Origin of the sequence: Vibrio sp. Isolate24, from assembly GCF_022398215.1 — a bacterium.
Classification (GTDB): Bacteria; Pseudomonadota; Gammaproteobacteria; order Enterobacterales; family Vibrionaceae; genus Vibrio; species Vibrio coralliilyticus_A.
Window position 1 is genome coordinate 463,579 of sequence record NZ_JAKEUU010000002.1, and the last position, 24,029, is coordinate 487,607.

The 24,029-nt window shown below is 44.0% G+C and carries 27 protein-coding genes and 1 riboswitch; of the genes, 7 read left to right on the top strand and 20 right to left on the bottom strand.

Features of this window, described 5'->3' with window-relative positions; all coding sequences use genetic code 11:
• Window positions 1-122 precede the first annotated feature (122 nt).
• Window positions 123-1,031, top strand: coding sequence for a LysR family transcriptional regulator (locus tag L1D23_RS10365; RefSeq protein ID WP_239866044.1), 909 nt, complete (start codon window positions 123-125; stop codon window positions 1,029-1,031).
• 115 nt (window positions 1,032-1,146) lie between these two features.
• Entirely contained in the window at window positions 1,147-1,866 is a 720-nt protein-coding gene (locus L1D23_RS10370) for a transporter substrate-binding domain-containing protein (protein WP_239866045.1), read from the top strand.
• Window positions 1,867-1,901: 35 nt separating this feature from the next.
• Here L1D23_RS10370 and L1D23_RS10375 read toward each other — a convergent pair whose 3' ends face one another.
• From L1D23_RS10375 to ribB, 3 genes are all read right to left on the bottom strand, one after another.
• Window positions 1,902-2,867 (bottom strand): hypothetical protein, encoded by a 966-nt coding sequence (locus L1D23_RS10375; RefSeq protein WP_239866046.1) that lies wholly within the window; start codon window positions 2,865-2,867, stop codon window positions 1,902-1,904.
• A gap of 270 nt (window positions 2,868-3,137) precedes the next feature.
• Window positions 3,138-3,287, bottom strand: a complete 150-nt coding sequence (locus tag L1D23_RS10380; protein WP_239866047.1) for a hypothetical protein — start codon at window positions 3,285-3,287, stop codon at window positions 3,138-3,140.
• An 18-nt stretch (window positions 3,288-3,305) separates the two neighbouring features.
• Window positions 3,306-3,965 (bottom strand): 3,4-dihydroxy-2-butanone-4-phosphate synthase, encoded by a 660-nt coding sequence (gene ribB / locus L1D23_RS10385; protein ID WP_019274638.1) that lies wholly within the window; start codon window positions 3,963-3,965, stop codon window positions 3,306-3,308.
• A gap of 93 nt (window positions 3,966-4,058) precedes the next feature.
• Window positions 4,059-4,201, bottom strand: a riboswitch (FMN riboswitch).
• A gap of 249 nt (window positions 4,202-4,450) precedes the next feature.
• Between ribB and L1D23_RS10390 the strand changes: the two genes are divergently transcribed.
• Together L1D23_RS10390 and L1D23_RS10395 are read left to right on the top strand one after the other, a co-directional pair.
• On the top strand, window positions 4,451-4,849 hold the full coding sequence (locus L1D23_RS10390) for a VOC family protein (protein WP_239866048.1): 399 nt from the start codon (window positions 4,451-4,453) through the stop codon (window positions 4,847-4,849).
• 35 nt (window positions 4,850-4,884) lie between these two features.
• Window positions 4,885-5,421, top strand: coding sequence for an NAD(P)H-dependent oxidoreductase (locus tag L1D23_RS10395; RefSeq protein WP_239866049.1), 537 nt, complete (start codon window positions 4,885-4,887; stop codon window positions 5,419-5,421).
• A 66-nt stretch (window positions 5,422-5,487) separates the two neighbouring features.
• On the opposite strand, the gene L1D23_RS10400 is transcribed toward L1D23_RS10395, so the two are convergent.
• The 16 genes from L1D23_RS10400 to L1D23_RS10475 form a co-directional block, all read right to left on the bottom strand.
• A complete protein-coding gene (locus L1D23_RS10400) occupies window positions 5,488-7,848 on the bottom strand; it encodes a DNRLRE domain-containing protein (RefSeq protein ID WP_239866051.1) in 2,361 nt (786 codons plus the stop codon).
• A 56-nt stretch (window positions 7,849-7,904) separates the two neighbouring features.
• Complete coding sequence (locus L1D23_RS10405; RefSeq protein ID WP_239866053.1) at window positions 7,905-8,522, bottom strand: DUF1566 domain-containing protein; 618 nt, start codon at window positions 8,520-8,522, stop codon at window positions 7,905-7,907.
• Window positions 8,519-10,078, bottom strand: a complete 1,560-nt coding sequence (locus L1D23_RS10410) for an ethylbenzene dehydrogenase-related protein (protein ID WP_239866055.1) — start codon at window positions 10,076-10,078, stop codon at window positions 8,519-8,521. Before L1D23_RS10410 ends, L1D23_RS10405 begins: the two co-directional genes overlap by 4 nt.
• Before the next feature lie 365 nt (window positions 10,079-10,443).
• Window positions 10,444-11,466 carry a tryptophan--tRNA ligase gene (trpS, locus tag L1D23_RS10415; protein WP_239866057.1) on the bottom strand — a complete coding sequence of 341 codons (1,023 nt, stop codon included), beginning with the start codon at window positions 11,464-11,466 and terminating at the stop codon, window positions 10,444-10,446.
• Window positions 11,467-11,887: 421 nt separating this feature from the next.
• The gene (locus L1D23_RS10420) at window positions 11,888-13,147 is read right to left on the bottom strand and encodes a Y-family DNA polymerase (RefSeq protein ID WP_239866059.1); all 1,260 of its coding nucleotides are present in this window, start codon (window positions 13,145-13,147) and stop codon (window positions 11,888-11,890) included.
• A 1-nt stretch (window position 13,148) separates the two neighbouring features.
• Window positions 13,149-13,550, bottom strand: coding sequence for a translesion error-prone DNA polymerase V autoproteolytic subunit (gene umuD, locus L1D23_RS10425; RefSeq protein ID WP_239837135.1), 402 nt, complete (start codon window positions 13,548-13,550; stop codon window positions 13,149-13,151).
• A 407-nt stretch (window positions 13,551-13,957) separates the two neighbouring features.
• Complete coding sequence (locus L1D23_RS10430) at window positions 13,958-14,338, bottom strand: hypothetical protein (RefSeq protein ID WP_239866061.1); 381 nt, start codon at window positions 14,336-14,338, stop codon at window positions 13,958-13,960.
• Between the two features lie 77 nt (window positions 14,339-14,415).
• Entirely contained in the window at window positions 14,416-15,651 is a 1,236-nt protein-coding gene (locus L1D23_RS10435) for an integrase (RefSeq protein ID WP_239866063.1), read from the bottom strand.
• Window positions 15,652-15,908: 257 nt separating this feature from the next.
• Entirely contained in the window at window positions 15,909-17,333 is a 1,425-nt protein-coding gene (locus L1D23_RS10440) for a DNA cytosine methyltransferase (protein WP_239866065.1), read from the bottom strand.
• Between the two features lie 65 nt (window positions 17,334-17,398).
• Entirely contained in the window at window positions 17,399-18,256 is an 858-nt protein-coding gene (locus L1D23_RS10445; protein WP_239866067.1) for a 3'-5' exonuclease, read from the bottom strand.
• A 20-nt stretch (window positions 18,257-18,276) separates the two neighbouring features.
• Window positions 18,277-18,633, bottom strand: a complete 357-nt coding sequence (locus tag L1D23_RS10450) for a hypothetical protein (RefSeq protein WP_239866069.1) — start codon at window positions 18,631-18,633, stop codon at window positions 18,277-18,279.
• The gene (gene yejK / locus L1D23_RS10455) at window positions 18,633-19,637 is read right to left on the bottom strand and encodes a nucleoid-associated protein YejK (protein WP_239866071.1); all 1,005 of its coding nucleotides are present in this window, start codon (window positions 19,635-19,637) and stop codon (window positions 18,633-18,635) included. Before yejK ends, L1D23_RS10450 begins: the two co-directional genes overlap by 1 nt.
• 38 nt (window positions 19,638-19,675) lie before the next feature.
• Window positions 19,676-19,912 (bottom strand): hypothetical protein, encoded by a 237-nt coding sequence (locus tag L1D23_RS10460; protein WP_239866073.1) that lies wholly within the window; start codon window positions 19,910-19,912, stop codon window positions 19,676-19,678.
• A gap of 241 nt (window positions 19,913-20,153) precedes the next feature.
• Window positions 20,154-20,531, bottom strand: a complete 378-nt coding sequence (locus L1D23_RS10465) for a hypothetical protein (RefSeq protein WP_239866075.1) — start codon at window positions 20,529-20,531, stop codon at window positions 20,154-20,156.
• A complete protein-coding gene (locus L1D23_RS10470; RefSeq protein ID WP_239866077.1) occupies window positions 20,528-20,776 on the bottom strand; it encodes a hypothetical protein in 249 nt (82 codons plus the stop codon). Before L1D23_RS10470 ends, L1D23_RS10465 begins: the two co-directional genes overlap by 4 nt.
• A 164-nt stretch (window positions 20,777-20,940) precedes the next feature.
• Window positions 20,941-21,210: a hypothetical protein gene (locus L1D23_RS10475; protein ID WP_239866078.1), complete on the bottom strand. Its 270-nt coding sequence runs from the start codon at window positions 21,208-21,210 to the stop codon at window positions 20,941-20,943.
• A 245-nt stretch (window positions 21,211-21,455) separates the two neighbouring features.
• Between L1D23_RS10475 and L1D23_RS10480 the strand changes: the two genes are divergently transcribed.
• Window positions 21,456-22,223, top strand: coding sequence for a hypothetical protein (locus L1D23_RS10480; protein ID WP_239866080.1), 768 nt, complete (start codon window positions 21,456-21,458; stop codon window positions 22,221-22,223).
• On the opposite strand, the gene L1D23_RS10485 is transcribed toward L1D23_RS10480, so the two are convergent.
• Window positions 22,208-23,125: a S24 family peptidase gene (locus tag L1D23_RS10485; protein ID WP_239866082.1), complete on the bottom strand. Its 918-nt coding sequence runs from the start codon at window positions 23,123-23,125 to the stop codon at window positions 22,208-22,210. The two genes, L1D23_RS10480 and L1D23_RS10485, sit on opposite strands and share 16 nt — an antisense overlap.
• 88 nt (window positions 23,126-23,213) lie before the next feature.
• Here L1D23_RS10485 and L1D23_RS10490 point away from each other — a divergent pair, with 88 nt between their 5' ends.
• Both L1D23_RS10490 and L1D23_RS10495 read left to right on the top strand, forming a co-directional pair.
• Window positions 23,214-23,408, top strand: coding sequence for a YdaS family helix-turn-helix protein (locus L1D23_RS10490; protein WP_229629112.1), 195 nt, complete (start codon window positions 23,214-23,216; stop codon window positions 23,406-23,408).
• A 69-nt stretch (window positions 23,409-23,477) separates the two neighbouring features.
• Complete coding sequence (locus L1D23_RS10495; protein ID WP_239866084.1) at window positions 23,478-24,026, top strand: toxin YdaT family protein; 549 nt, start codon at window positions 23,478-23,480, stop codon at window positions 24,024-24,026.
• Window positions 24,027-24,029: the final 3 nt, after the last annotated feature.

Genomic DNA, 24,029 nt, shown 5'->3' on the forward strand with positions numbered 1-24,029 from the left:
GTATTCAGTTTTCATCTACGGCGGATGTTACAAATTGTAAATAATCTGGATTGATTGATAAGATAGGAAAAAAGAGAAACACTGTTGCAAAAATTTAACTAATTGAAGCGTAAGGTGATGAGATGGATTTGAATGCGATTACCGTTTTCGCACAAGTTGTTGATTGTGGGAGTTTTACTCATGCAGCGGATGCACTAAATATGACCAAGTCAACTGTGAGCCGAAAGTTAGTTGAGCTGGAAAAGCATCTAGGTGTGCGCTTGATCACGCGTTCAACGAGAAGTTTAGTATTAACACCGGAAGGTGAGCGGTTTTATCAATCCAGCCTGCAAATGCTGGAGATTATGAATCAGGCTGAGCTCGAAGTCTCTGCCAATCAGGATTTGATTCGTGGGCCTTTAAATGTGGTGTTGCCGGTAGAGTTGGGTCATCAAATCATGGGCTCATACATCAACGCTTTTCTCAAAGAATACCCCTGCGTCACCATAAACCTTGAGCTGTCGAATCGAGAAGTCGACATCATCGCTGAAGGCATTGATTTGTACGCGCAAATTGGTGAATTAGAAGACTCTGCTTTGGTTTCTCGTCCACTGACAAAATCACAGCGTGTATTGGTTGCCAGCCCAGAATATCTTGAGGAGCATGGAGGAATTGAGTCTCATCGTGACTTAATTCCACCGCATCAAATGGTTGAGGTATTTAACCGCGCGGTGAGGTTACCTAAATGGCATTTGATCCCGGAAGACGGAGACTCCTTGCAAATTGACCTGCCACACCGATTACGAGTCAACACCATTACCGCCTGTCTGAAAGCCTGTCTGGACGGGCTTGGCATTGCAGTACTACCTGAATTCATTTGCCGAGAGCACTTTGCTAACGGGCGACTTATACAACTGCTACCTGAGTATCAAATGCCAGAAGTGCTTGTGAGTTTGGTCTACGCAGATAGGCAACTAATGCCGAAGCGTAAAAAGGTCTTTATCGACTTTTTATTAGAGGCATTTAGCAAAGACCTTGTTGCACGTGGGTGAGCCAAATTCGCAAGCCTCTGTTATATCTGCTGGACTAGACTCTATTTAGAAGGATTGATAAAGGTAAGGTTTGCGAATGAGGTTGAAGTCTTGGCTTGTTAGTGTGGGACTACTGATGGTTACTTCAGTTTCCTACGCCAGTGATAGTGAACGAATTAAGATAGTTAGCCAAGAATGGTCCGGCTACACCAACAGCGACGGTACAGGCTTTTACTGGGAGATTATTAAAGCCGTTTTTCAACCTTTGAATGTTCCCCTTTCCCTAGAAGTATTGCCATGGAAACGAGCCAAGCATCTTGTCCGAAAACAGGAAGCCAGCGCTTATTTGGGCGATTACTTTTATCCAAACGCGGATGCGTTTCTATATCCACAATGGCACCTTAGTGTGGAAGAAGATGTAATTGTTGCATTTGCTCGAGGCTCGCTTGATTGGGAAGAGCTGCAGCTTTCATCATTGGTAAATAAGAAAGTCGCATGGGTTCGGGGTTATGGTTTTGAGAAGGGCTTCCTTAAAGATATTCCGCTTGAATTGGTAGAGGTAGACAGCGCCGAGCAAGGGATGAAACTTCTAAAAAAGGGCAGAGTGAGTGCTTTAATAGATTATCCATCAAGCATGGCTAGCTCAGAATTGTTAGTGACAGACGCGTTTGTTACTGAAGTTGTCAAGAAAGGGGAGAAACTTTACGTCGTATTTTCTAACACCGAGTCATCAAACAAGCTCATTGAGATGTTTGATACCCATATGCCACAACTTATCCAGTCTGGTGAACTAAAACAAATTTATCTTACTCATGGTCAAGATTATGAGGCTTACATGTCATCGATTGGGGAGTGATCTGTCAATTTAATACTGGCAGATCACTGGTATCACTATTCGCACTCTGGAAAATGTTCCTTTAAATCTTCAAGATCGGTAAGTACGGCTAGGTAAGTTGAAGTGTTGGCCTCTGTCTTTGGTTCTACGGTAGTCTTAGTTTTTTTTAGCATTCCCATGCTAGAGATTGTACTGGCGGATTTTAATGAAAGTTCCAAAGCTAGAAGTTCTTTCGAGAACCCTTTTAGGTCTTTCGCTAGTTCTTCGGTATTCAACGTTGCGGCGAGTTCTGATATTTTTGATTGGGTGTTGATGAAAGAAATAGAATCAGCGGCAATGGTTTTAGTAACGACTTTCAAATGATCCGATTTGCTTGCAGTAATCGCTTTGCTGTTGATACATGAGATCTTGAGTTCGTTGATGCTGTAGCCATTAACGATGGTGATCCCCTGAGTGGCGGATTCTCCTGAGGCTTTTAGGCTTTCCGAACCGCTGTCGGCGGAATGCTTGATAGTATCACTCCAGTTGTAGACCCTTACGTTTGTTCTATTCAATTCTTCCTGAAGAGTATTGGCGGCTTTATTGATGCTCTTACTACTTGAAGTGAGCGCTTTTTGGCATTCTTCTTCGTTACATGTGGCTAAATTTAATGTAGCGTTTGTGAGGGCCTGGTTGAGGTTAAAGGCGAGGGTTGAAATCGCGATTGGATCTTCGCTATCCGATTTATACTCATGTTGAATTACCGTTGCGTTGACTGGGTTACTACCTGATGATTGGTTAAAACAGTTTGAAGTCATTGGCGAGCGGTTTCTGTCTGAATAGCACAAATCTCCAATCTGATAAGTGAGCTGGCCATCTAGGCTTATTTGAGTCGTTTGCAGAGGATAAAAACGTATCGGGTCGTTAATCCCTCCTTCGTTTTTGGCGGTGTAGGTTAGTCCGTCAAAAACAGTCAGTTGGTTTGAGCTACTGCACGCGGCTAGGCTGGCAAGGCAAGCTGCGACTATGATTCCCTTATTCATTTGAATCCTTCCTTGGTGTTATATGAATTGAGATTAATATTGAAAGCTAATTATTATAGAAAACTCAATATTCATAAGTGATCTGTATCATAGTGTCTGATTTCTAGACTTCACCTTTGTCTAAATAGATTGTCTCCTCCAATGTTGTGCCTTTTCTTGCAGGTTATGATCTACTGCTAAAGAGTGGTGTAACTTAAAAGAGCAGGGTAAGACTCTTGATAAATCAGTAATAATGCCGCGCCGTTGCTAAGCGATGACGCGGCATAAAGCTTAAGGTCGTTGCAGAGGACGTGCTGTTGTATGAGTCAGAGCATTGAGACTGCTGCCTTGCGCAGCGAGAAACTGCTCAAAGGTTCGAATTCCTCCGCGATCGTCAATCCGTTGGATCGTCGCGATGGAGGAGACAATTCCTGTAAACATAGGCGTTACTCCTTACGATCAGCTGGCTAAAGCGCTGGTGTTTTGTAGTCGATAGGCGACGATGTCTTCGATCGTTAATACCGGCATCCCATGCTCTCGTGCGAACTCAACAATCTGTGGAGCGCGAGCCATGGTGCCATCAGGGTTTGTTACTTCACATAGAACGCCAGAAGGAGCTAAGCCCGCTAGAGTCATTAAGTCGACCGTTCCTTCTGTGTGGCCGCGGCGACTTAAAACGCCACCAGAGCGTGCACGTAAGGGAAATACATGCCCAGGGCGCGCCAAATCCTGCGGCTTTGCATCTGGCGCAATAGCGGTCTGGATAGTGGTGACGCGGTCATGGGCTGAGACGCCGGTGGTAACGCCTTTTTTAGCTTCAATTGAAACTGTGAATGCCGTCTGATTCGCACTGTCGTTACGGCTAACCATAGGCGGTAAATCGAGTTGAGTGGCTTTGTCATCCGTTAAGCACAGGCAGACAATCCCGCTGCATTCTCGAATCATTAGTGCCATTTGCTGGGGTGTGAGATGTTCAGCAGAGTAAATTAAGTCACCTTCATTTTCTCTGTTTTCATCATCAAGTAATAAAACGCCTTGTCCGCGCTTTAGAGCATCAAGAGCCGCGTTGACGCGGTCGATAGGAGTGCCAAATTCGGCAAGTAAAGATGTCTGATTCATGGTGTTTCCTTATTGTTTACCAGAATCAGGGCAATATGGGATAGAAGACAACGCAAAATGCACCAGCGTTTCGCAATGAAACATCTGGTGTGCATCAATTCTCTCTCATCCGGACTATAACCGTCGGCTCTGGCATCTCACCAGATCTGCTGACCTCGACGAATCGAGCGCTCGCGGGCTCATCTTGTTAAAGATATACCGCCGGTGGGGAATTTCGCCCCGCCCTGAGAATAAATATATGTATTAAGTACCCATTGTTATGGGCGGCCTTAGCATAGTGCATTTCGGGATTGCAGGGAATGGAAAAGTGACACAGAGTCTTTAGAGGCCGAGTGAGCAATTTGGACTCTTTCGTAAACAAGGTGCATCTAAGAAATTGGTTCTTGATCTCAAGTTAGGTTGAGGTTTTATCCTGCGTTTTCTTAGTTTCAAGGAGGCCCAGAGATGGGCCATCGCTGAGCACAGGATTTTGATAAGGAGCAACTATGATCCCAAGGAACTCAACATTGCGTGTCGCTCGACCAACGAACGAATTAGATACTCTCACCAATATGTATATCAACGGCTTAGGCTTTGAATTGCTGAGCAGCTTTACCGACCATGAAGGTTTTAGCGGAACCATCATCGGTCATCCAGCTCATCCCTATCATTTAGAATTTACACACCACTACGGCAGCCATGTTGCGCCTGCACCAAGTCAAGATAACTTACTGGTGTTTTACGTACCCGACGAAAGTGATTGGAAGCGTTGCTGTCAGAATATGCTCGATGCGGGTTTTCAGAAAGTGACCTCATTCAATCCTTATTGGGAAAACGTTGGATGTACTTTTGAAGACATCGATGGTTACCGCGTTGTATTGCAGCGTCAGGTTTGGGAGGCGTAATGGGCAATTTAGAGCATGTAAAATTAGATCGAGATATGCGAATCGCGATTGTACTTGGTTCGTCAAAGGCAGATGGCAATACACATCAATTCGCTGAAGCTGTTGCTGCGGTTTCCGGGGGGCGCGTGTTTGACTTGTCAGATTATGACATCACATATTACGACTACAAACATCGGAACGAATCCGATGATTTTCTTGAGTTGATGCATACATTGGTGGATGCAGAACATATAGTTTGGGCGTCCCCTGTGTACTGGTATTCGATGTCAGCTCAGATGAAAGTGTTTTTTGACAGGTTGTCGGACTTGACGGAGAACGACAAGCTTTTAGGTCGGCGATGGGCAGGAAAAAGCATGTCGGTCATTTCTACGGGTTATCAATCTACGTGTCCATCGTGTTTTATTGAACCATTTGTGATGACCGCTCGGTATTTTGATTTAGATTTCAGAGGCCACCAATATCTCTCTATTCAAACGGAAGCTGATCTTACGCATATAGAATCGGCTGCTAGAAAAGCGGCAGCGCATATCAACAGCCAGCAAATTCGTGAGAAAGACGTCAGCGTACAATAACTGTGAAAGCGTTCAATCTGGGCGTTGAAACTTTCGCCCAGATTGAAGCCGAGCTATTCGGAGTCGCTAATGATAAGTGACTGTTAAAACGGGGCCCATTCCCAGTTCGCGGGAGCTGATATCAAGACCATTGAGGCTCTTGGGTACAATGATAAGCCCAGTGTTTTCTCCGTTAAGCCAAGATTGAAGTAAGCCCGAGTTGGTCAAATCGATACGGTAAACACCAGTCTCTTTTGGTGAGAAGGTGGTTAGGTAGTCGCCAGAACCGCCATTATCGTAAATCGATTGCCAGGTCGCCGTCTGCTCATTCCAATTTTGATTGACGCGATACAATTCAAAATTGCCAGTCGAAGCATTGGTCACGTGTAATGCCAATATCACTGAATCGAATTCAACGCCTTCAGGTAATGCAGAGACATCAAACTTCATCAGCGCATTGGTTTTTCCATATTTGGTATCAAGCAAGTCAGCAAGTAAGCCGTCTGCATGATTGTTGAAGTTTTCAGAAGCTTTGCTGGAGGCGATAAAGGTATCGTCGCTGGTTGGTAACGATAATGAGTTAATAGGTGTCTCACAGTCTTTGGGTTCGTTATAGCTCACGACTAGTGCTGGTGGTGTACCTGTTTCGCTTGAATCAAAGTCAAGGCCATCTGTCGTACCGGCTGACGCGATGACTAGGCCAAAATTGCCATCATGCTCCCATAAGTCGAGTAGGTGGCTGTCGGTTAGATCAACATCGACCGTTCCCGTTGATGATGGTATGAAGTGGGTCAGTGTTCTTCCGGCGATTTGTTCACCATCCACTGAATTCCAGGTCGCCGATGAGTCTTTCCACTCCTCTGCAGCGACATGAACGCCATACTCTCCATAAGATTTGTTGGTGACTTGCAATTCAAGCTTAACACCGGCTATATCGACACAAGTTGGAATTGAAGATACGTCAAAGGCTATTAGGCTCATAGTACGGCCGTAGGTAGAATCGGATGCATCAGCGAGTAAGCCGTCTTCGTGTCCATCAAAGTTAGTCTCTGGCTGTGATTGTGCGACAAAAACATCTTGTGTAGCGGGTAGGCGAATGAACGAAGGGGAGGTATCAGGATCTTGATTTTTAAGTATCGAGAGACGATCCGCGGATTGAACTAATTCCATCGTTTCTCCGACTTCGTTGAGTGACCACCAATTCACGTTCTCGGGTAAACGGAGGCTATCCGCTTCTCTCTCCTCTCTTGTCAGCGTTGAAGCTGAAGCATCAAACTGCGCAGTTCGGACGGTCATGGAGTCTTTCAACACTTGAATGACTTTTACTTGCTGAATACTTGCTGCATCTAGCGTCCAGCTTTTAGGGTCATTAGCAGAGCGGGCTGCTGCCCCCCAACTGCCTTCACCGATGTACACTGTTCCTCCGGTTGGCGAACTAACAAAGTTGTTACCGTCCGGTTTTAGTTCTCGGGTCGCTTTGGTTAAGTGACTATCTGATTCGACAACGAGATTCATACTGTGCTGGTAAAACAACTCTGCCCACCAGCTAAACAGATCTGGGCTATCAGACTTGGATGAAACGTGAGGAAACATTGGTCTGTGGTATTGTGCCACGCGCCAGATGTTCTCTTCGCCATGAGTGGCCAAATCTTGTTCTAGCCATTCGTTCATTTGGGATGCATAGCTTGACCAGCCACTTTTTCGAAACTGGCTGTTCAGTGTATAGACGCGAAGTAATGGCGAAATGTTAACAACGTTGTAGGTATCAAAAGGATTACACTCGCCATTACCGTCAGCATCGACTCCAAACACTTTACACAGTGTTGAGTAATCGTAATCTTCGTGGTTGCCGTGGGTTGGAATGAATGGGTAGGTACGTTTGTACGCTTTGCCATCTATCTGATCACTGGAAAAGGTCAATGCCCAATCGTCTAAGTACTGAGCCATTTGCGACGCGCTGTTTTGGCTGGTGTAATCGCCGCCGTGAAGAATGAATAAGGGGCGAACCTTTGCTACTAGCTGATTCCCCATTCTTCGATTGGTCCACCCTGTGCGAGTATCGCCCCCAGCGATCATGACAAACTCACTATTGTCTATAGGAGCGGTGCGGAACCAAAAGCGCTCACCACAACCTTGTTGGTCACAGACACGATAGTAAATGGGGGAATCCGGCGTCAGGTTATCCAATCGGACAAAATAGCTGAGTAAGTCGCCAGCAAATACATGATCGTAGCTAGGTTGTTTGGTTAGCCATGTGGCTTCATCGGTTGACGTTCCATATTGCACATAGGGTTGTTCACTCTCGCCGTTAGGAGAGAATCCAATGACCGCTTCTCGCGCAGGGTCACTGTCCCAGACTACTCGATGATATTGTGTCGCGGCTCCCGCATTCAGGCTGGTGAGCCCGGCTACGGCTAAAAGTGACAATGTTGCAATCCTTCGAATCATAATAAAGTCCATAGTTTATGGGTTAGAGTCGGTCTAAACTGACCATGAAAATTCGACTACCGATCTTGAGTGACCAAGATTAAAAAGGCGGCATTTCGATAGGGAAGGGTTTTCACTTGGCCATCACGAAAGTCAACGGCGTTTGCCCCTTCGCCCAATCGAGAGTAAAAGCCGCTTAAAGGAATCGAATGGTCTGCTGTCCAGTAATCACCTTTGCGCACCCTAGGAAAAAATCCGCCACTGATTTTGGCCTGCCCATTTGGAACCGAGAGGTTAATCAGTGTGGAGAGCTCGTCCGTTGTGGGGACTCGCCAATCACTGCGGCCACACAAGGATTCGGCGTTGGTTCGAGTGACATGGTCGAAACTGTCGCAGCGACCATCGTCAAAGAAACAATCGCCGCGATCTGGGACACCTCGCGTGCCATCAAACCATGAGTACGACCAATACGAATCATGGATGTTTTCAGAGTCTGTTTTTACTTCCCAGAGTAATCCCGTTTTCTTATCCAACACGCAGCTCCAAGGCCCACTCCAGATATCGATGGGTTGACCTCCCATAGTTATCTTTTGCCATCGTGATGGTTGTGGTTCTTCTTGCTCAATAGGGTTGAAGTAAGCGATGACTACTAAGCTTGAAATCAAAGTAGCGAGTATCGACAGTCGTTTGATCATTGTGTTACCTCAAGTGCTAAACGTATGCCTTGAGCATGTCGCGTGTGTGCTATTTGGGAATGGTCAAAAGCGGCAACCCAAAGGCATACACCATCACGTATTGCAATGTCCTGAGCTGATCCTGTATCTAATTTTCGAGCGATTTCGAGTGACCATGCTCCGTTGTTCCACTGCCCAAATGCACGGACATCACCTCGGTCACCTTCAAACTGATTGGAGTTATGTAATACCGAAGGAAGGGTCGTCTTGAGGGGAGATTGCTCAATGTTATGTGAGTAAACCTTAGTGTCGTGCCAGCTCAGGTAAGGAGCGTGATTCGTAGATTGGTTGATAGACGAAAAAGAGCCGGTTAGGTCTGTATTAGGCAGTCGTTTCGGGGTGACGCCATTAGGTGAATACCACTGCCAATTCATGACGTAAGCCCCAGACTCTTTGCCGTCAGTGATATAGCCTGCGGTATAGCGCCTCTTAGCTGGGTCAACTTGCTGAGGAATAGTGAACGAATTGTCATCCGCCTGATACATGCCATTGGTTCGCACAGCCTTCCAATGCCATAGATCACGAAGGTTGTTATCTGGCGAATAGTGATAACCTTTGCCGTGCCAATTGGCAGGTTTTCCCTCTAGTGGCTTAGGCCCAAGGTGAGCGGTTCCATCGGCGCCTAGGTTGCATGAATTGGAGATCATGATTGCAAGTTTGTCTTCATAGAATTGCTTTTCGTCGAAGCGATAAAAGCCGTCTTCTTGGACTTGCCAACCTTTGTCTGTTTTAACTAGAGGGAGGTGATCCAGACTTTCAGTTGGATCATCCCAAGTGATGTGGAAGAAAATATCCTGCTGGTTGTGGATCGCTTTGATGCTGATGCGAGTATGGCCATTTTTAAACCCTTCTCCACCATAGGTTTCTACGTAGGTCGACGGTGTATTTTGCCAAATGGGCTCGTCGGCAATGCCATCAATGTTGATAACTTGCTCTGAAGGTAGGGTTGTGGCCGTCAGCACTGAAGAGGAAGTCAGAAAGATGCCCGCCCAAGGGAGAAGGGTAAGCGTTAGTACTGCTAATATTTGCAGTATTTCATGCTTGGTTATTCGAGTTGAAAAGATAGTGAGAAATGCCGCCACACCATATTGGAGAAAGTAACCGCCAGCGTGCAGAAATAAGTAAAGTAGTGCCCCGTGTGCAAGATAAAAGTGAAGCTTGCTTGCATCACCTGCGTAACCGCTAAGTAGCAGCCACCCAGTCACAATTAATGCAGGGAAGAGCACGTAGCTCACTTTAATGAAGCGTTTGTTAAATGCGTTGATGCCTCGATGCTGGCTCGATTTAACACTCGGCTTGAGCCTCCAACGATAAAGACAATATGAGAGCGCCAAAGCACTTAACGCAATACCGGAATAGATGTGGATGGAATGCAATTGCCCTTGAGGAAGCCACACTGAGAAGAAAAGCCATTGCGGATGGCTTACTGTTGCAATGCGAAAGCCTGTTAAAAGATTCATCAGAACACACAGCATGGCAAAGCCATGCAGCACGACCCAAAGTAGTGTCCGTTTCATTAAGCAGATTGAGTGAGTTGACAAAGGTGAGCCAACTTTAAAGTAAATGATTTAAAAGGATAGGATATGAATCACATATGAACTATGTTTAATATGAATTTCTTGTCACTGTAACAATTAGGGCGATGCGGAGACATCTATTCTATCAACTTAATAAACAAGGGTATTAGCCTTTAGCCCATATCACTCGTGGATTACATTGCTGGCGAAGCTACTTTAGTGCTGATTTATAGCAAAATGGTTCTTTAGAACAATGATGAATGGCGAGTAAAACTATGTGAAAAGGAAATGGCTCAGATCTAATCTGACAGGAACGAGTCGAAAAGGGAGTAACTGTCAGATCAGGTCTGAATTAATACATCAGTTCAGAAAATATTTAGTCCAAAGCTCCCTTTAATATCAAAAAGAACGGTCTCTGTTTTCTCTCTAGATGTTTGGCTTCCTTTCCTCAAAACATCAATTAATTGGGCGCGATCATTAAGAAACATCTGTCTTCTTTCTCTGATGGGCTTAAGTAGCTCTTGTAAGCATTCTTCTAGTATTTTTTTTGTTGTGCCGTCACCCAGCCCACCGCGTTGATAATGTTCTTTGAGTTGGCTGATATAATCCTTATCTGGATGGAAAGCATCAAGGTAGGTAAACACGACATTACCTTCGATGGACCCTGGCTCTTCTATTCTCAGGTGATTGGCGTCGGTATACATGGATTTGACCGCTACAGAGATTTCTTTTTCACTGGCACCGAGATTAATGGTATTGCCCATCGTCTTAGACATCTTATTTTTACCATCTGTACTAGGTAAACGGGGAACGTTACTGAGTAAAGGACGGCATTCATTTAAGACATCTTTTCCAGCTAATGAGTTTATTTTCCTCACTATCTCATTGGTTTGTTCTAGCATGGGTATCTGGTCATCGCCAACGGGAACTAGAGAGGCATTAAAAGCTGTGATATCAGCAGCTTGAGATATAGGGTAGGTCAGAAAACCTGCTGGAATAGAACGTTCAAATCCTTTGTTTTGAATTTCACTTTTGACTGTTGGGTTCCGCTCTAGCCGGCTGATAGTAACGAGATTACTGTAATACATAGTTAATTCGGCAAGAGCTGGTAGTTGTGACTGTAGACAAATGGTCGTTTTAGACGGGTCTATACCGACTGCTAAGTAATCTGCAACTACATTTAGGATATTCGAAGATACCTTTTTCGGGTTATGAGCGTTATCAGTAAGGCCTTGTATATCCGCAACAAGAATGGTTTGCTCATGAGTGTTCTGTAGGTCGACACGTTGTTTTAAAGACCCGACATAATGTCCGAGGTGCAATGGGCCGGTCGCTCTATCTCCGGTTAAGATAACTTCTCGTATTTCAGTTGATTGCTTTTTCAGCATGATTTTATCTCCTAGTTAAATAGGTTGCTACTGGAGATAAAAGAAGTGACATACTTAGCTACCTTCCAGCAGCTAAAGAATGTAAGAATTCAGTGCCGCTCTAATTAGAGCGCCACCAGAAGAAAGATGAAGTGAGTGCAGAAATATTGTTCATTCGAACAAGTTACCAATAAACATCCATAAAAACAAATCGTTGAAACCCCATTTTCAATAGAAAGTTCATGTCAGCAAGGGGTGACGCGTAACGAAAAATTCCCCTTTAAGTTGTAAGGGCACATACGTACTTTGAGCGTTCTGATATACATAATGTGGCTTGAGCTCGTCACGTATAGGCTCATTTCTGGACAACAATGATGTAAGTGAATGCGTGAGTTAAGTCATGGCTATCTTGTAGGATAGACGTTCAACAACATATAGAGTATTACTTACACGCAATGATAGGTATGTGTTGCCAGTTCGTTGTGTATTGTCTAGTGAGCAAATCTCTACGCATCGCCCATTTTTTCTGTATTCCCTGAGCGCCAAGAAAAACAGTATCTCTTCCGTATCGGTCATTGATGTTATCAAACACAGACATAAGCTTATCGTTATTTGGTTCAGGGTTGAAAAGGTCAGGTTGAGCATATCTACCATCAACCAAATCAAGCAAACCCACCCCAATTTTATAGTAAGGCACACCAGGCTTATAGATTTCTTTAGCCATGGCAACACAAGCTTTAGTTATCTGGTTCACGTCAGAAGTCGGGTAAGCGAAGCGGTGTATGGCTCTATATGAAAATGTTTTTTCATCATAAGAGCTACTTGCAGCGAAACAAAGCACCACTTTACAAAGTGACTTTTGGTTACGTGCTTTACGGGAAGCGATGTTTGCATGTTGGCTTAGTGCCTGAGTCAATTCATCAAGTGTCTTGATTCGTTCACCCACAGAGCGAGTTGAGTAAATCTGTTTTTTATCTTGCTGAACGTTATCCCATATTTTACAGCTTTCACCATTTAATTCTCTCACTGTTCGTTCGACTTCAACGTTAAAATTTTTACGAGCAAGACCAACAGGGTAATTCTTTAACTGCAGGGCAGTAGTAATGCCTAAGTGTTTAAAGTGAGTAGTTAAGCGCCTGCCAATACCCCAGACGTCAGAAACTTCGAATAAAGACAGAACCTTGTCTATATCTTGCTGATTTCCTAATACGCACACTCCCTGATGATCACGAATGTTTTTAGCGCAGTGGTTCGCGATTTTTGAAAGGGTGAGGGTAGGTGCAATACCAACGCAAACAGGTAAACGGCACTCTTTCCAAACAGCTTTACGCAGTTTTAAGCCATGCTCTTTTAAGTCAGGAATTGCAGGGTAAACACGCTCAAATGAAAGGAATGACTCATCGATTGAGTAAATATACTGTTGAGGTGCAAAGCGTCCTATTACGTCCATCATCTTTGATGATAAATCAGCGTAAAGCTCATAATTAGATGAGCAAACAATGACCCCTTTTTGCTCACACAGGTTTTTAACTTTGAAATAGGGCGTAAATTTAGGAATACCTGCTATTTTTGCTTGTCGGTTTGCCGCCACAATCACACCATCATTGTTTGATAGAACAACGACAGGTTTTCCTCTCCATTCTGGCCGAAACACTTGCTCTGCAGAGCAATAGAAGCTATTAGAGTCAACGAGAGCAAACATATTAGTCCAACAAGTAACAAGGCCTAAAGCAGCGAATGGAGCGTATAACGACGCCTTCTATCGAAAATGTGTCATATTCCATAATCGGAACAGGTCGATACTTTGGATTGGCAGAAAGTAGTAATCGCTTGGTTAAGTCGAATTGCTTGCACACAAACTCACCATTTATGTTTGCAACGATTATGTCAAGATGTTGAGCGGTAGGGTAGCGGTCTACAATCAGAATATCATTATCAAAAATACCAACCCCCTGCATCGAATCGCCTTTAGCTTGACCGATAAAAGTTGAGCTTGGGTGATCTATAAGGAATTCATTCAGGTCACAACCAAGTTGAGCGTATTCAGCGGCAGGTGACTCAAAACCTGATACACCTGCGCTTGCGTAGATTGGAATTACATGCATACAACCAAGTACTGTTTAAATACACAGTTCTTAGTTTGAGCCAAAGAGAGGCACAGTTCAAGCCGAAAGTGTAGGAAAGGGAGTCGGTTGACCAAAAAGACAGGTGACAAGAGAGCTGCGAGGTGTTTTTTAATCGTAGTGCACCAACATCCACACAAAACAAAAGTAATCATAGAATTATGATTATGAGTAAATATTGTTTTTGGGGCCCAAAACGGTGAAACCCCGATGTTGGTAGCTCTACGGGTGAAATCAAAAAATACTCATCTATTTCAACTAATTACGGGATGTTTTGCTTGTTAGTGTACTAATGAAAAATGCACAAAAACGGAAAATAAAAAATAATTAGAAATCATAAAGTTACAAATTAGAGACTACTGTATATCGACACCACTAAAATAGAGGTGTTAAAGCAAGCTAACTACATTGTTTGATGTGTCGATATCTGCCCCTTTAACTAACTCGTGTTCAGCTTTTCCATCGTAAAGCAGGGTGTAAGCCTTGCCTTCCAAATACGTCCCCACAACATAATGATGATTGGGGATCGTATATCCAATATATTCAGCTTCACTATCTAAGCAAAGGGCCCTGATAAACATAATCTTGACTCTACGAAGTCCAATGATATTTGTTGTGGGCAGGAACCCGCCAAACGGAGCTTTGAAGAAACTCCCGTTCTTTAATAGTAGGTCGACAGTGCCATCACAACTACGGTTTGCACCAATGACGCCGTTTGGACCAATCTTGTCAATACGATAATTTGAGCGAGCTTGAATGGTTTGAAACATATTAAAATGCAAAGTTATACTGTTCAAATATACAGTATAACTTCAAGGGAGTGAAAGTCGAGGTAGATAAAACGAGGTTAATTGGTGCTTACAGTGATTGGTGTAGCCTCATTCCAGATTGGCTTATCGCTACCAGTATAGATCTTAGTTGTCTTCTCATTTGCATGAGCCATTCTGATGGTTGCACTTTCTCCCATCTGCTCAATCAAGCGCGCGGATAAACCCCTAATCTCGTGATAGGTGGGCCGAAACTTCTTGTCAACATCAGAGTACAAGCCTAAAGAATCCCTAACTCGGCTAAACTCTTTGCTAATGTTCTGATGGTGAACCTGGTATGGATGATCGCAATCTTTTGCTACACCTCGGGTTGATTGAACAGGTTTGCGATGAACAACATAAGGGCAATGCAAGCGATCAGTTTTTGAAAGATCGATAATCTCCTTGATTGCTGCTGTTACAGGAATAGCAACTAACGAAGAGTCTGACTTCTTCACCTTTTCACGATGAATATAGAGCGTGCCATATACCTCATGACCATCCACATGGTGCGGAGCTTGGTCCTGATTCCAAACAACCCCGCACACACCTTCTTTTGGTGCGTTGATCTTATACTTTATCCGGTAAATCTCTCTAACAACATGAGTAGTTTGTAACGACAAAGCCATAGCCACCTTTAGATATAAAGGGGCAGCTTCGTAAATGGCCTCATAATCAGAAGGCAACAGATCTCTGCGAGACTTCTTGAAATCCTCCTTGGATACCTTGCGTAACTTCTTATTCACCATAAAGTTTGATTCGATGGCGCTTTCATCCGCTAAATAAGAAAACACCTTCTTCAAATTACTCACCTTGCCATTAAATGTACGCTTGGAGCTGTTCGAGTAGTTATCGTTTAAAAATTTATTTATATCTGCAAGAGACAAGTCCTTTGAATGCACATTACCTAAGGCTTCATTTAGCTTTTCGCATTCACTCTTAAATTTACTCAAAACCCCTTGAGATAGACCTTCTTCGGAGGAAACACGCTTAATCACAATAGGAAGCCATTCCGCTAAAGGCTTGTTGAAAGGATCTTGGGGCCTAGTGTTTCTTTTATTTGATGACTCCAAACTAAAGTGAGCTGCATTAGCACGATATTTCTCGTTGTATGCCAGCGCTGCTTGAATTGCCTGCTGCTCAGTTGTACCAGGAGGAAACATTTTAAGAGAACCGTCTATAACCTTGAAACGGAAGCGAACTTGACCACGATGTTTAACTTTGAGGAGAAACTCAGGATAGTGGGCGCGATCGCTTCTTCTTCGTTTGGGTGCCATTGATTAAGACTCCAAAAAGTTTAATAGCGCACTAGTAGTATCGCTCATAGGAGTTTGGGAGTCGATCAACACCAAGTATCTCCCCGTCGGGGTAGTTGTTCCTTTCAGTTTACCCCGCTTAATCCAATTAATAATTGTACGCGGACACATACCTGAGTCTGGGTAGAATTCCTCAATATATTGTTTTGGCTTAAGAGTTCTCATTGCACATCTCTCTATTGTCAGTTTTTAAAGCCGCTGGTCAGGCGGCTTAGCGTTTATGCGGCACGGCTTTGGATTAGCTCACATTCAACAAAGTTTGCTTTTACTAAAGCTTCTGGGATTACTGGAGAAACAGAGTTGCCAACTTTGGCTACCTGGTTCTCTTTAGTTAGCTTATTGCCTTGCGTGTCATGTGAGATCTTGTAGTCGCAAGGAAACCCTTGTGCTTTAAAGAGTTCGTGAGGCTGAAACATACGCAAACCGATATCTACAATTTGGTAGTCCTCGCCATTAATCTTAACGATCACTAGGCCGTGACGGTCTTTAGTGGTTATGGCATTTAGCGGCGCTTCAATGTTTTGAGCCCCACTAGTACCATAATAAGAAATCAAAAAGGCTCGGACTTCACCAAGATGGTTTCCACCGGCTGAAATAGTATGAAGAGGTTCCTCCATACTGTGCCCGATGTTTCCGTTCCTGAACTTGATTACATGACTGGTTACCAAAGCGAAGCTGCCACCTTTTGGGTGTGATGTGATTGTTCTGAGCGGCTCATCAATAGGCATGTTTCTTTGACTGGAAGCATTAGCACACTCAGTGATGAAAGGAACTTGTGCAACTTCAGGAACTAGAAATGGATTTTCCGCGTTAATAACGTACTTTTCGATCCCTTTAGCTATGCGTTCTAATGTCTTTGGTGCAAGAGGGCGTTTTCTACCGAATATCGAGGTTACTGGAATGCTCCAATCCACACTATCGGCAGCCGTTAAGTAAGGCTTCAGCCAATCTCCGTGAGTAGGTGACGGCCAGATTATTCTCTGATTATCATTTCGAGCGATCATAAAAAAGCGTTCTCGATTGGTTCCCGCGCCGAAGTCATTTGCTTTTATTAGGCGGTGACCTAAATCATATCCAAGTCCTTTGAAGATTTTTAGCTTAGCGTGCAGATTATGCTCTATGCCAATTGCTCGACATAGCTCAAGCCAATCTGGGTGCTTAGGTGATAGTCCGGTAGTTAGTGCAGAAATAAACGCTTTGAATGTTCTTCCTTTGCGCTTAGGACAAGGGCGATACTTCCCGTTAACTTCGATAAGCGGCCCCCAAGTTTGAAACTCTTCCACATTCTCAAGCATCATGACGCGCACTGGTACAAGTAAAGCCCAGCGAACTGCCACCCAAGCAAGCCCACGAATGTTCTTATCTACAGGACGATTACCTTTAGCTTTACTAAAGTGCTTACAATCTGGTGAAAACCACGCTAGGCCAACAGGGCGACCCGCGCACGCTTCAACAGGGTCAACATCCCAGACTGATTCACAATAGTACTTTGTTTCTGGGTGATTCATCTTGTGCATGTCAATTGCTGCTGGGTCGTGATTTATCGCTATATCGACATGGCGGTTTAGGCCGAGCTGCATGCCGATGGAAGCACCGCCGCCACCTGCAAAGTTATCTACTACTATCTCGTTTGGTCTTAACATACTTATCTCATTGCACTAGTTTGTCTGAAAAAGGCCGTTGGTCAGACGGCCAGAGTTAGGTTTGATTATCTGTATAACGCTTGCCAAATTTCGCTTACGTATCGGGCTTGAAACTTCGCATCGGCAAGGGCAGAGTGGTGAACACCTTCGCGCTCTAGTGTCGATTTAGGGTCAATCCCAAGAATATCGCGCCCTAACTTCACAATGGTGCGAACATCCATGTCGTTCCAGTGAGAGAAGTTAGGTTTGATGCGGGTAGATTCAAAGGCATTCTTAACAATCACGTTGTCGAACTCTTTGCCGTTGCCCCACAGGTACAAATCATTAGAGTGGCCCAAGTCAGCTAGCCATTGGTTGAACTCAAGTAAAGCGTCTTTTAATGATGATTTCGGAGTATCTTTTGCGTAGATGGCGCGCGCTTCTTCACTTTGCTGCAACCACCAAACGACTGTTGAAGAATCGATTTCGCCGCCGTAGTAAACTGAGCTATTAAGGTTGATGATTTCTTCAAAATCAGCGCCTAGTTCTCCGGTGCGCGGGTTAAAGACTACAGCGCCTATGCTTGTGAGTGGAGCTTTACTGCCTTTGCCCATGCATTCAACATCTATCATAATCTCGATTGGTTTAGGAACAGCCCACCATGCGAATGGTCCATCTTCTGTATCGTGAATCGAGAGAAGGAAAGAGCTTCTTGAAGGTGGTGTTGGTTCCCACTTAATGCAGGTTTCACCATCTTCAAACCATTCATCTATCATCTGTTGCTCAGCATCGCTCTCCATGGAGATGACTTTCATAGTTATATGGTTTTCAATTTCGAAAGCTCTAAGTTCGTCTTTTGAAACAATCTCGCCAAAATCTGGCAGTTCTGGATGAGTCCAAAAGCCCATTTCATCGCGTTCTACTGGTAGTTCTTTAATCTTCATTGCACTTAATTCCTTAGTTACTAGAGTTGGCCGTTGGTCAAACGGCCAAGATTGGGGTTAGTTGCGATTAGAGGCAATGCCTCATAGTTGCACTTATACAAAATTTCCTCAGGCCAATATTCGCCACTGCCATCTACGAGTTCTTCATCGAGCTCTTCGTCACTTGGGCGGTTTGTCACGTTGGTTTGTTTTGTTGTGTGAGTAATTTTGCCAACTTGTACTTGGTTTACTTGCTCATCCCAAACTTCATCCAAGTAGTAACGGATAGCCTTTTTTGATGCTTCTAGCGCTTCATCTTCCGTTGCAAAATACTCACTCTGGTCGCCATCAAAGCAAAACCAAGGTTTATCTGGTGTAGGGGTAAGCTGTCTTTTCATTACTTCGCCCTCACCAATTGATCACGCAGATTCGGTGGAGTGCCTTTAATCGTCAATGTATCTGTTTCTGCATCATAAAAAACGCGTTCGGCCAGTAGCTGGCGGTCAAAAGAAATATTCAAACCGCCTCCGGCACCTTTGAACTCCACCAACTGTTTGGCTATCGCTTTATTGGCAGGGAAGCTATCAGAAAGCTCATAACCGTTCTTTTCAACATAAGAGGCAAAGTCAGCGCCGTTAACCGCAGGAAGTTCACCAGACAACTCAGCTACCATAACCTCTTCGCCAGAGTTCACAGATTCAAAAATAATAAACTCCTTTACCGACTTACGAATGCAGTGGGCTTCGTCTGGGTCGTTGTTACCACTAGAAATAAAGTCTTCAACGGCTTGTTTGAGTACGGCGTTCTCAACCTTTGGCTCTAAACCGTTTTCGATCTCAAGAAAATCAAAGAAGAAGTCACTCACACCACGCCCAGAACGGCCACTTAGAAAGCTGACATAACGTTTTGAGTTTGGATTGCAGTTGAACTCCGTAAAGTCGATTCGAGCCGCGATAGTGATCTTCGAAACATCGATGTAGTTGGTGTGTCGAATATGAAGCCCTTGGTCAACTGTCATGCCATCAATAAAAGGTATGATAGACACCACTAAATACTCAGTAGCTAGAGACTGGTAGTGAGCAAATACGAGCAAACCTGTATCAGCAAAAGGGTATTTGCACAGTTCGGATAGAAGTCGGTTCGCTTGACCTTGAGTAAAGTCAGTAAAAGGAGCCGCTTTGCTCGATAGAGTGAGTTCAGAGCATTTAAGAAAATCACTCTCTTTCTTAAAAAAACCAAAGCCCTTATTGGTTTTCTCGTTGATGGCGCGGTGAATATCCATCACCAAGAATTCAGATTTAGCGTTAATACCACACTCAGTGGTTGGCATTTCAATGATCAGCTCGTCATGTTCATTTTTCACAAGGTTGAAAAGGCTGATGGCGATTAATTCAAGACTCATTGCACAAAGTTCCTTGATTGGTTGATGTTAGCCGTTGGTCAGTTCGGCATATCCGCAATAGGATTGCGGTTGTATTTTCGGTTAAACAATCGTCGAATCACGTAACTACGAATGATCGACACGATGGTAAAGAAAGCGCCAATTAGCAGGTTGTCGGTAAGTGGAAGGTGAACCCCAAAGAGCGGGAAGATAGTGAGCTGGCTTAACAGAGCCACTACATAACCGATCACCACGTTAATCACGCTTTCAATTAGGCTTTGTTTCTTACTCTGCATCGCGCTGGTTCCATGAGTAGCAAAGATAGAAAATGCTCACCACTAAAACATAAAGACCTAGTGTCATGATGCGTTCTCCTTTGCGCGTGGGTTCATTCTTTGAATAAACTTATTGGCTATTTTGATAGAGCGGTTGTAATCCACGCATATACCGGGATTGGTCGCTCGCTTGATTTGAGGGTATGGGCTTAGATCTTCGGGTATAGAAATGAGTATTTCCGAGTTTATTGAGTCTTTCATATCAAAGTTCCATTTGTGGTTGATAAATCCGAATACGGTTAATGGTATGCCAGCATGTGGCGTCACCTTTGAACAAGCCGCCGTCGCGTAACTTGGCGCAGCCTTGTGGTAGTTGCTCGCCACACTTGCTGCATTTGCCTAACTTGGTTTCAATCTTTGGAATCTCAGCATGAACACGGTGAATCAAAGATTGAAGCGCTTCCTCTTGAGCGTATGGCTCGGCAGGGTAGGCAAAGAAAGCACAAATATCGTCCAACTTGCTTTGCTCCTGCTCATTCAGAGATATACGCAAATCATGGTTACCACTGGCTTTGCGTTTGTCCCGCAACGTTTGAGCACGCTTGGCGTTCTGTTTGCGCTTGCGTTCCTCCGGTGTCATTTTGCTTTCGCCTTCTTTGAACGCTTAGGTTTAGAGGGAGAGAGCATCTGTTTCGCTCGTGCTAAGCACTCGTCAAATACTTTGCCTCGTGCAAACCCTGCGGTATTGCGATAAAAGTTAATGGCATGCTGAACAGCGCGGCGAATATCGGTGGCTTCGTGGCCGTCTTGCTCAAGTTGTTGGGCGATGTGTTTCCCAATGAACGCCTCTTGGTTATTGCGAAAATCAATAGAAAGAATACTCATTGCACTAAAATCCTATTTTGGGTAGGTGAATACCCGCAATCAGCCTAAATCCTTGATATTGGTGGTCAGCCAGATATATACTGATTGCGAGTCTTGGTTTATCTAAGTCTCATTGCACAAAGAACGCCCCTGTTGGTTTGGTCACCGATAGGGGTTTTCTCTTTCTAGTGGGTATTAACCCGCGCTTGTACCTTCGCTTGAAGCTCCACTACATCACCGAACAGCGCTTGAGCCTTTTCGAAGGTTTCTTGGTCGATCTGCAACTCTAAATGTTTAAACTCTTCAGCCCCTTCAAGAATAGAGTTGGCCGCCACACGAACGGGGTCATCTTTGCTAAAGCCAACAGTGCAGCTTCCAAGTTGACGGCTTACCGTATTGAGTAGTTGGATCTGGTTTAGAAACTGGTGCGTTTCATTCACGTCTAAAGTTTTCATAGTTAAGTTCTCATTACACAAAGTTCTCGAAAACCGATTGGTCAGGTCGGTTATTACCAAGCCGCTATAACAATCACATAAACCGTTGATTACCTATGAGTTGCTTCTCATATTTGGTGTTATGCAATCAATGTCATTGTTATGTTTGATAAGCTAAATTGTCTCTGACATTTAAGATGTATTTAAAAAGTACATTTTGGTTGTGTATGTGTCAAGTTCAAAATGGTTATTTTTTGGAAGGTAATATGAAAGTAAGGAATTTAATTGTCTCAATTGCGTGCTTTTCAACGGCTATAACTCTCTCGCCAACAGCAAGTTCTTTTGTAGTCTGGGGGTTGATTTTGGTAGGTGTGTTGAGCTTTCCTATAGTACTGTCTGGTTTAAATAGGTTACGAGAAAAGCAGGGTTTGAAAAGTTTCACCAAATTACATCAAATTGTTTTTGGTGTCGGTGGGATGGCGATATTTATAGCCATCTACAATATCGCTGGTACGAGCTTCAGTAACTTTGAGTCGAAATCTTTAGCAGAAGCTAAGGCTATGGCGATACATGATAGGCACAGCATTGTTGAGTCATATGTAAACGAGATTGGCATTAATGCTGAAGACAGTCATCTGATTTACAATTGCTTTAGTCATTTACTTAATACAAAGTCTGTCGAGCTAACCGTAGGAAAGGTTCTAGGCTGGTGCAAAAATGATTACTCAGATAACAAGCAAAAGTTAGCAGCCTACCTAAACTTTGATGAGTTTGAGAAAAATCTTAGTGGATGGGATGGTGCATATCGCCCATTAGAAAAGCAAATTAAAGCAGATATGCATGATAAAGACTCGTATGAACACGTAGAAACAAAATTTAGATTTGTCCTAGACCAAAAGCCTAGAGTGCATTTGGTAACTACATTTACAGGGAAAAATACTTATGGCGCTACAGTACGGCAGAGGGCGTTTGTCAATGCAGATATTGAGAGTGGAGCTATAGATCTAAGTACACTAAGTTACTCAGACATATAACTACCGATCACCACTCCGCAAACCTCTATCCCATCATCAAATATAGGTTGGTGATGTGGGTTGAGAGCTTTCAAGTAACGTACACCGAACTCATTTTCTGCTAGCTCTTTAAATGTATGGCCTTGTTCCGTACGAGCCACCACTCGTTTACCTGGCGTTGCTTCAACCTCTGGATCTACATAAATAATAGTCCCTTCTGGGTAGCTCTTGCCAAACGGGGCTGTCATGGAGTCACCAACGACCCTCAGTGCAAATGTACGACTAGAAGCGCTCGGAACAGGGCAAAGAATCATGTCGCAATCATGCGGTAGCACTTGAGATTCAGAGTTGCAAAACGCACCCGCTTGAACCCAAGATAAGATTGGTACGCTAAGCGCGGTAACTGGAATTACATTTTCAGTACGATGTTGCACTGTAGGTTCCAGAAGTTCCTGCTGTTCAGTTAGGGAGTTGCTTGGAAGTGAATACAAGTACTCTTTGGTTGTTCCCGCAATACTAGCAAGTTCTTCAACTCTGTTCCTATCTGGAATGCTTTCCCCTGACAACCATTTACGTATTGCAACCAGAGAAACTTTTCTGGATAAGTGCTCTTGAATATAGGTAGCTCTACCACGCTCTGGTATACCATGAGTTTCGCAAGCCTTGTTTAAATTTTCAGCAAACTTAGCTTTGTCAAAACTTCCATAGCTATGATCTATATCTAGCCAGCCTTCATTCTTGTCAAAACAAGTTTCAATATGACGGGCCATCTTAGGGCCGATGGCTGTTGTGGGGTTGCTCCCCATAAACCGACTAGTCTGCGTCACTGAACGATCAATTTTAGAAGCGAAAGCACTGATCCCCCCCTCTAACTGGGCTAGGAATCTTGCATTGTCGACTCTAATTTCTTCTGCTGTTTTCATACTTTAAAAGTAAACTATGTATAAATAAAGTACACGACGTTGAAAGGGTAATGTAATTACTTTAATATGTATCTCGGAGGTACTAAATATGTACGCAAACTATTGGCGTCAACTAGACGCTCATCAAAGAGAATCCCTAGCGAACAAACTTAACACTAACGAAGACTATCTTCGCCAAGTGCTATACGGCTATCGCAAGGCGGGAGCAAAGCTAGCAAACAAGATTCATCAACTAACACAAGGCGAGATAAGTAAATACAAGCTTCGTCCTGAGTACTTTTAATACTAGCGCATGCGAATCTCGCAGCATGACTGCGCGTGTTCTGTACAAACAACCAGCAAAGGAATCACCATGATATTAAGTTTAAAAAGCGTTACGCGTAACGCCATAGAAGGTTGGCGAACTGAAGTAAGCAAAGAATACATTGCAAACCGAATTGCCAGCATGTACCACCGTTTCAACCTCAAATTTGAAGTAGATGCCCAGCGTAAGGAGTTGTTAAAAGTACCCGGCACGGATGACAAAAATAACGCGCAAAATTTCTTCCGCTACAACGAGCGTACCAGTATTGAAGCCAAGGCCACTATCTTGGATCTACTACCAGCCATCATTATGGCCCTGCCTGTTGATAGAGCGTGTGACATGCTCAACAAGTTCTTTAACCCGCTTGGCTTCTCTGTCGTCAAAATTGGCGCTAGCCATAGCTCTCAAACTCGTGACCAGTTACTTACCGAACACAGCAAAGAAACCTCTGAAGCTTTTAGAGCTGTGATTTCACTGGGTGAGAACGCGAACATTGACCAAATTCGTGATGCTTACCGAGAAGTGCATGAGGCAAAAGAGTCTCACGAGCCTATCTTGGAGTACTTAGAAACACTGATCACCAAGAAAGCGGCGTAACCG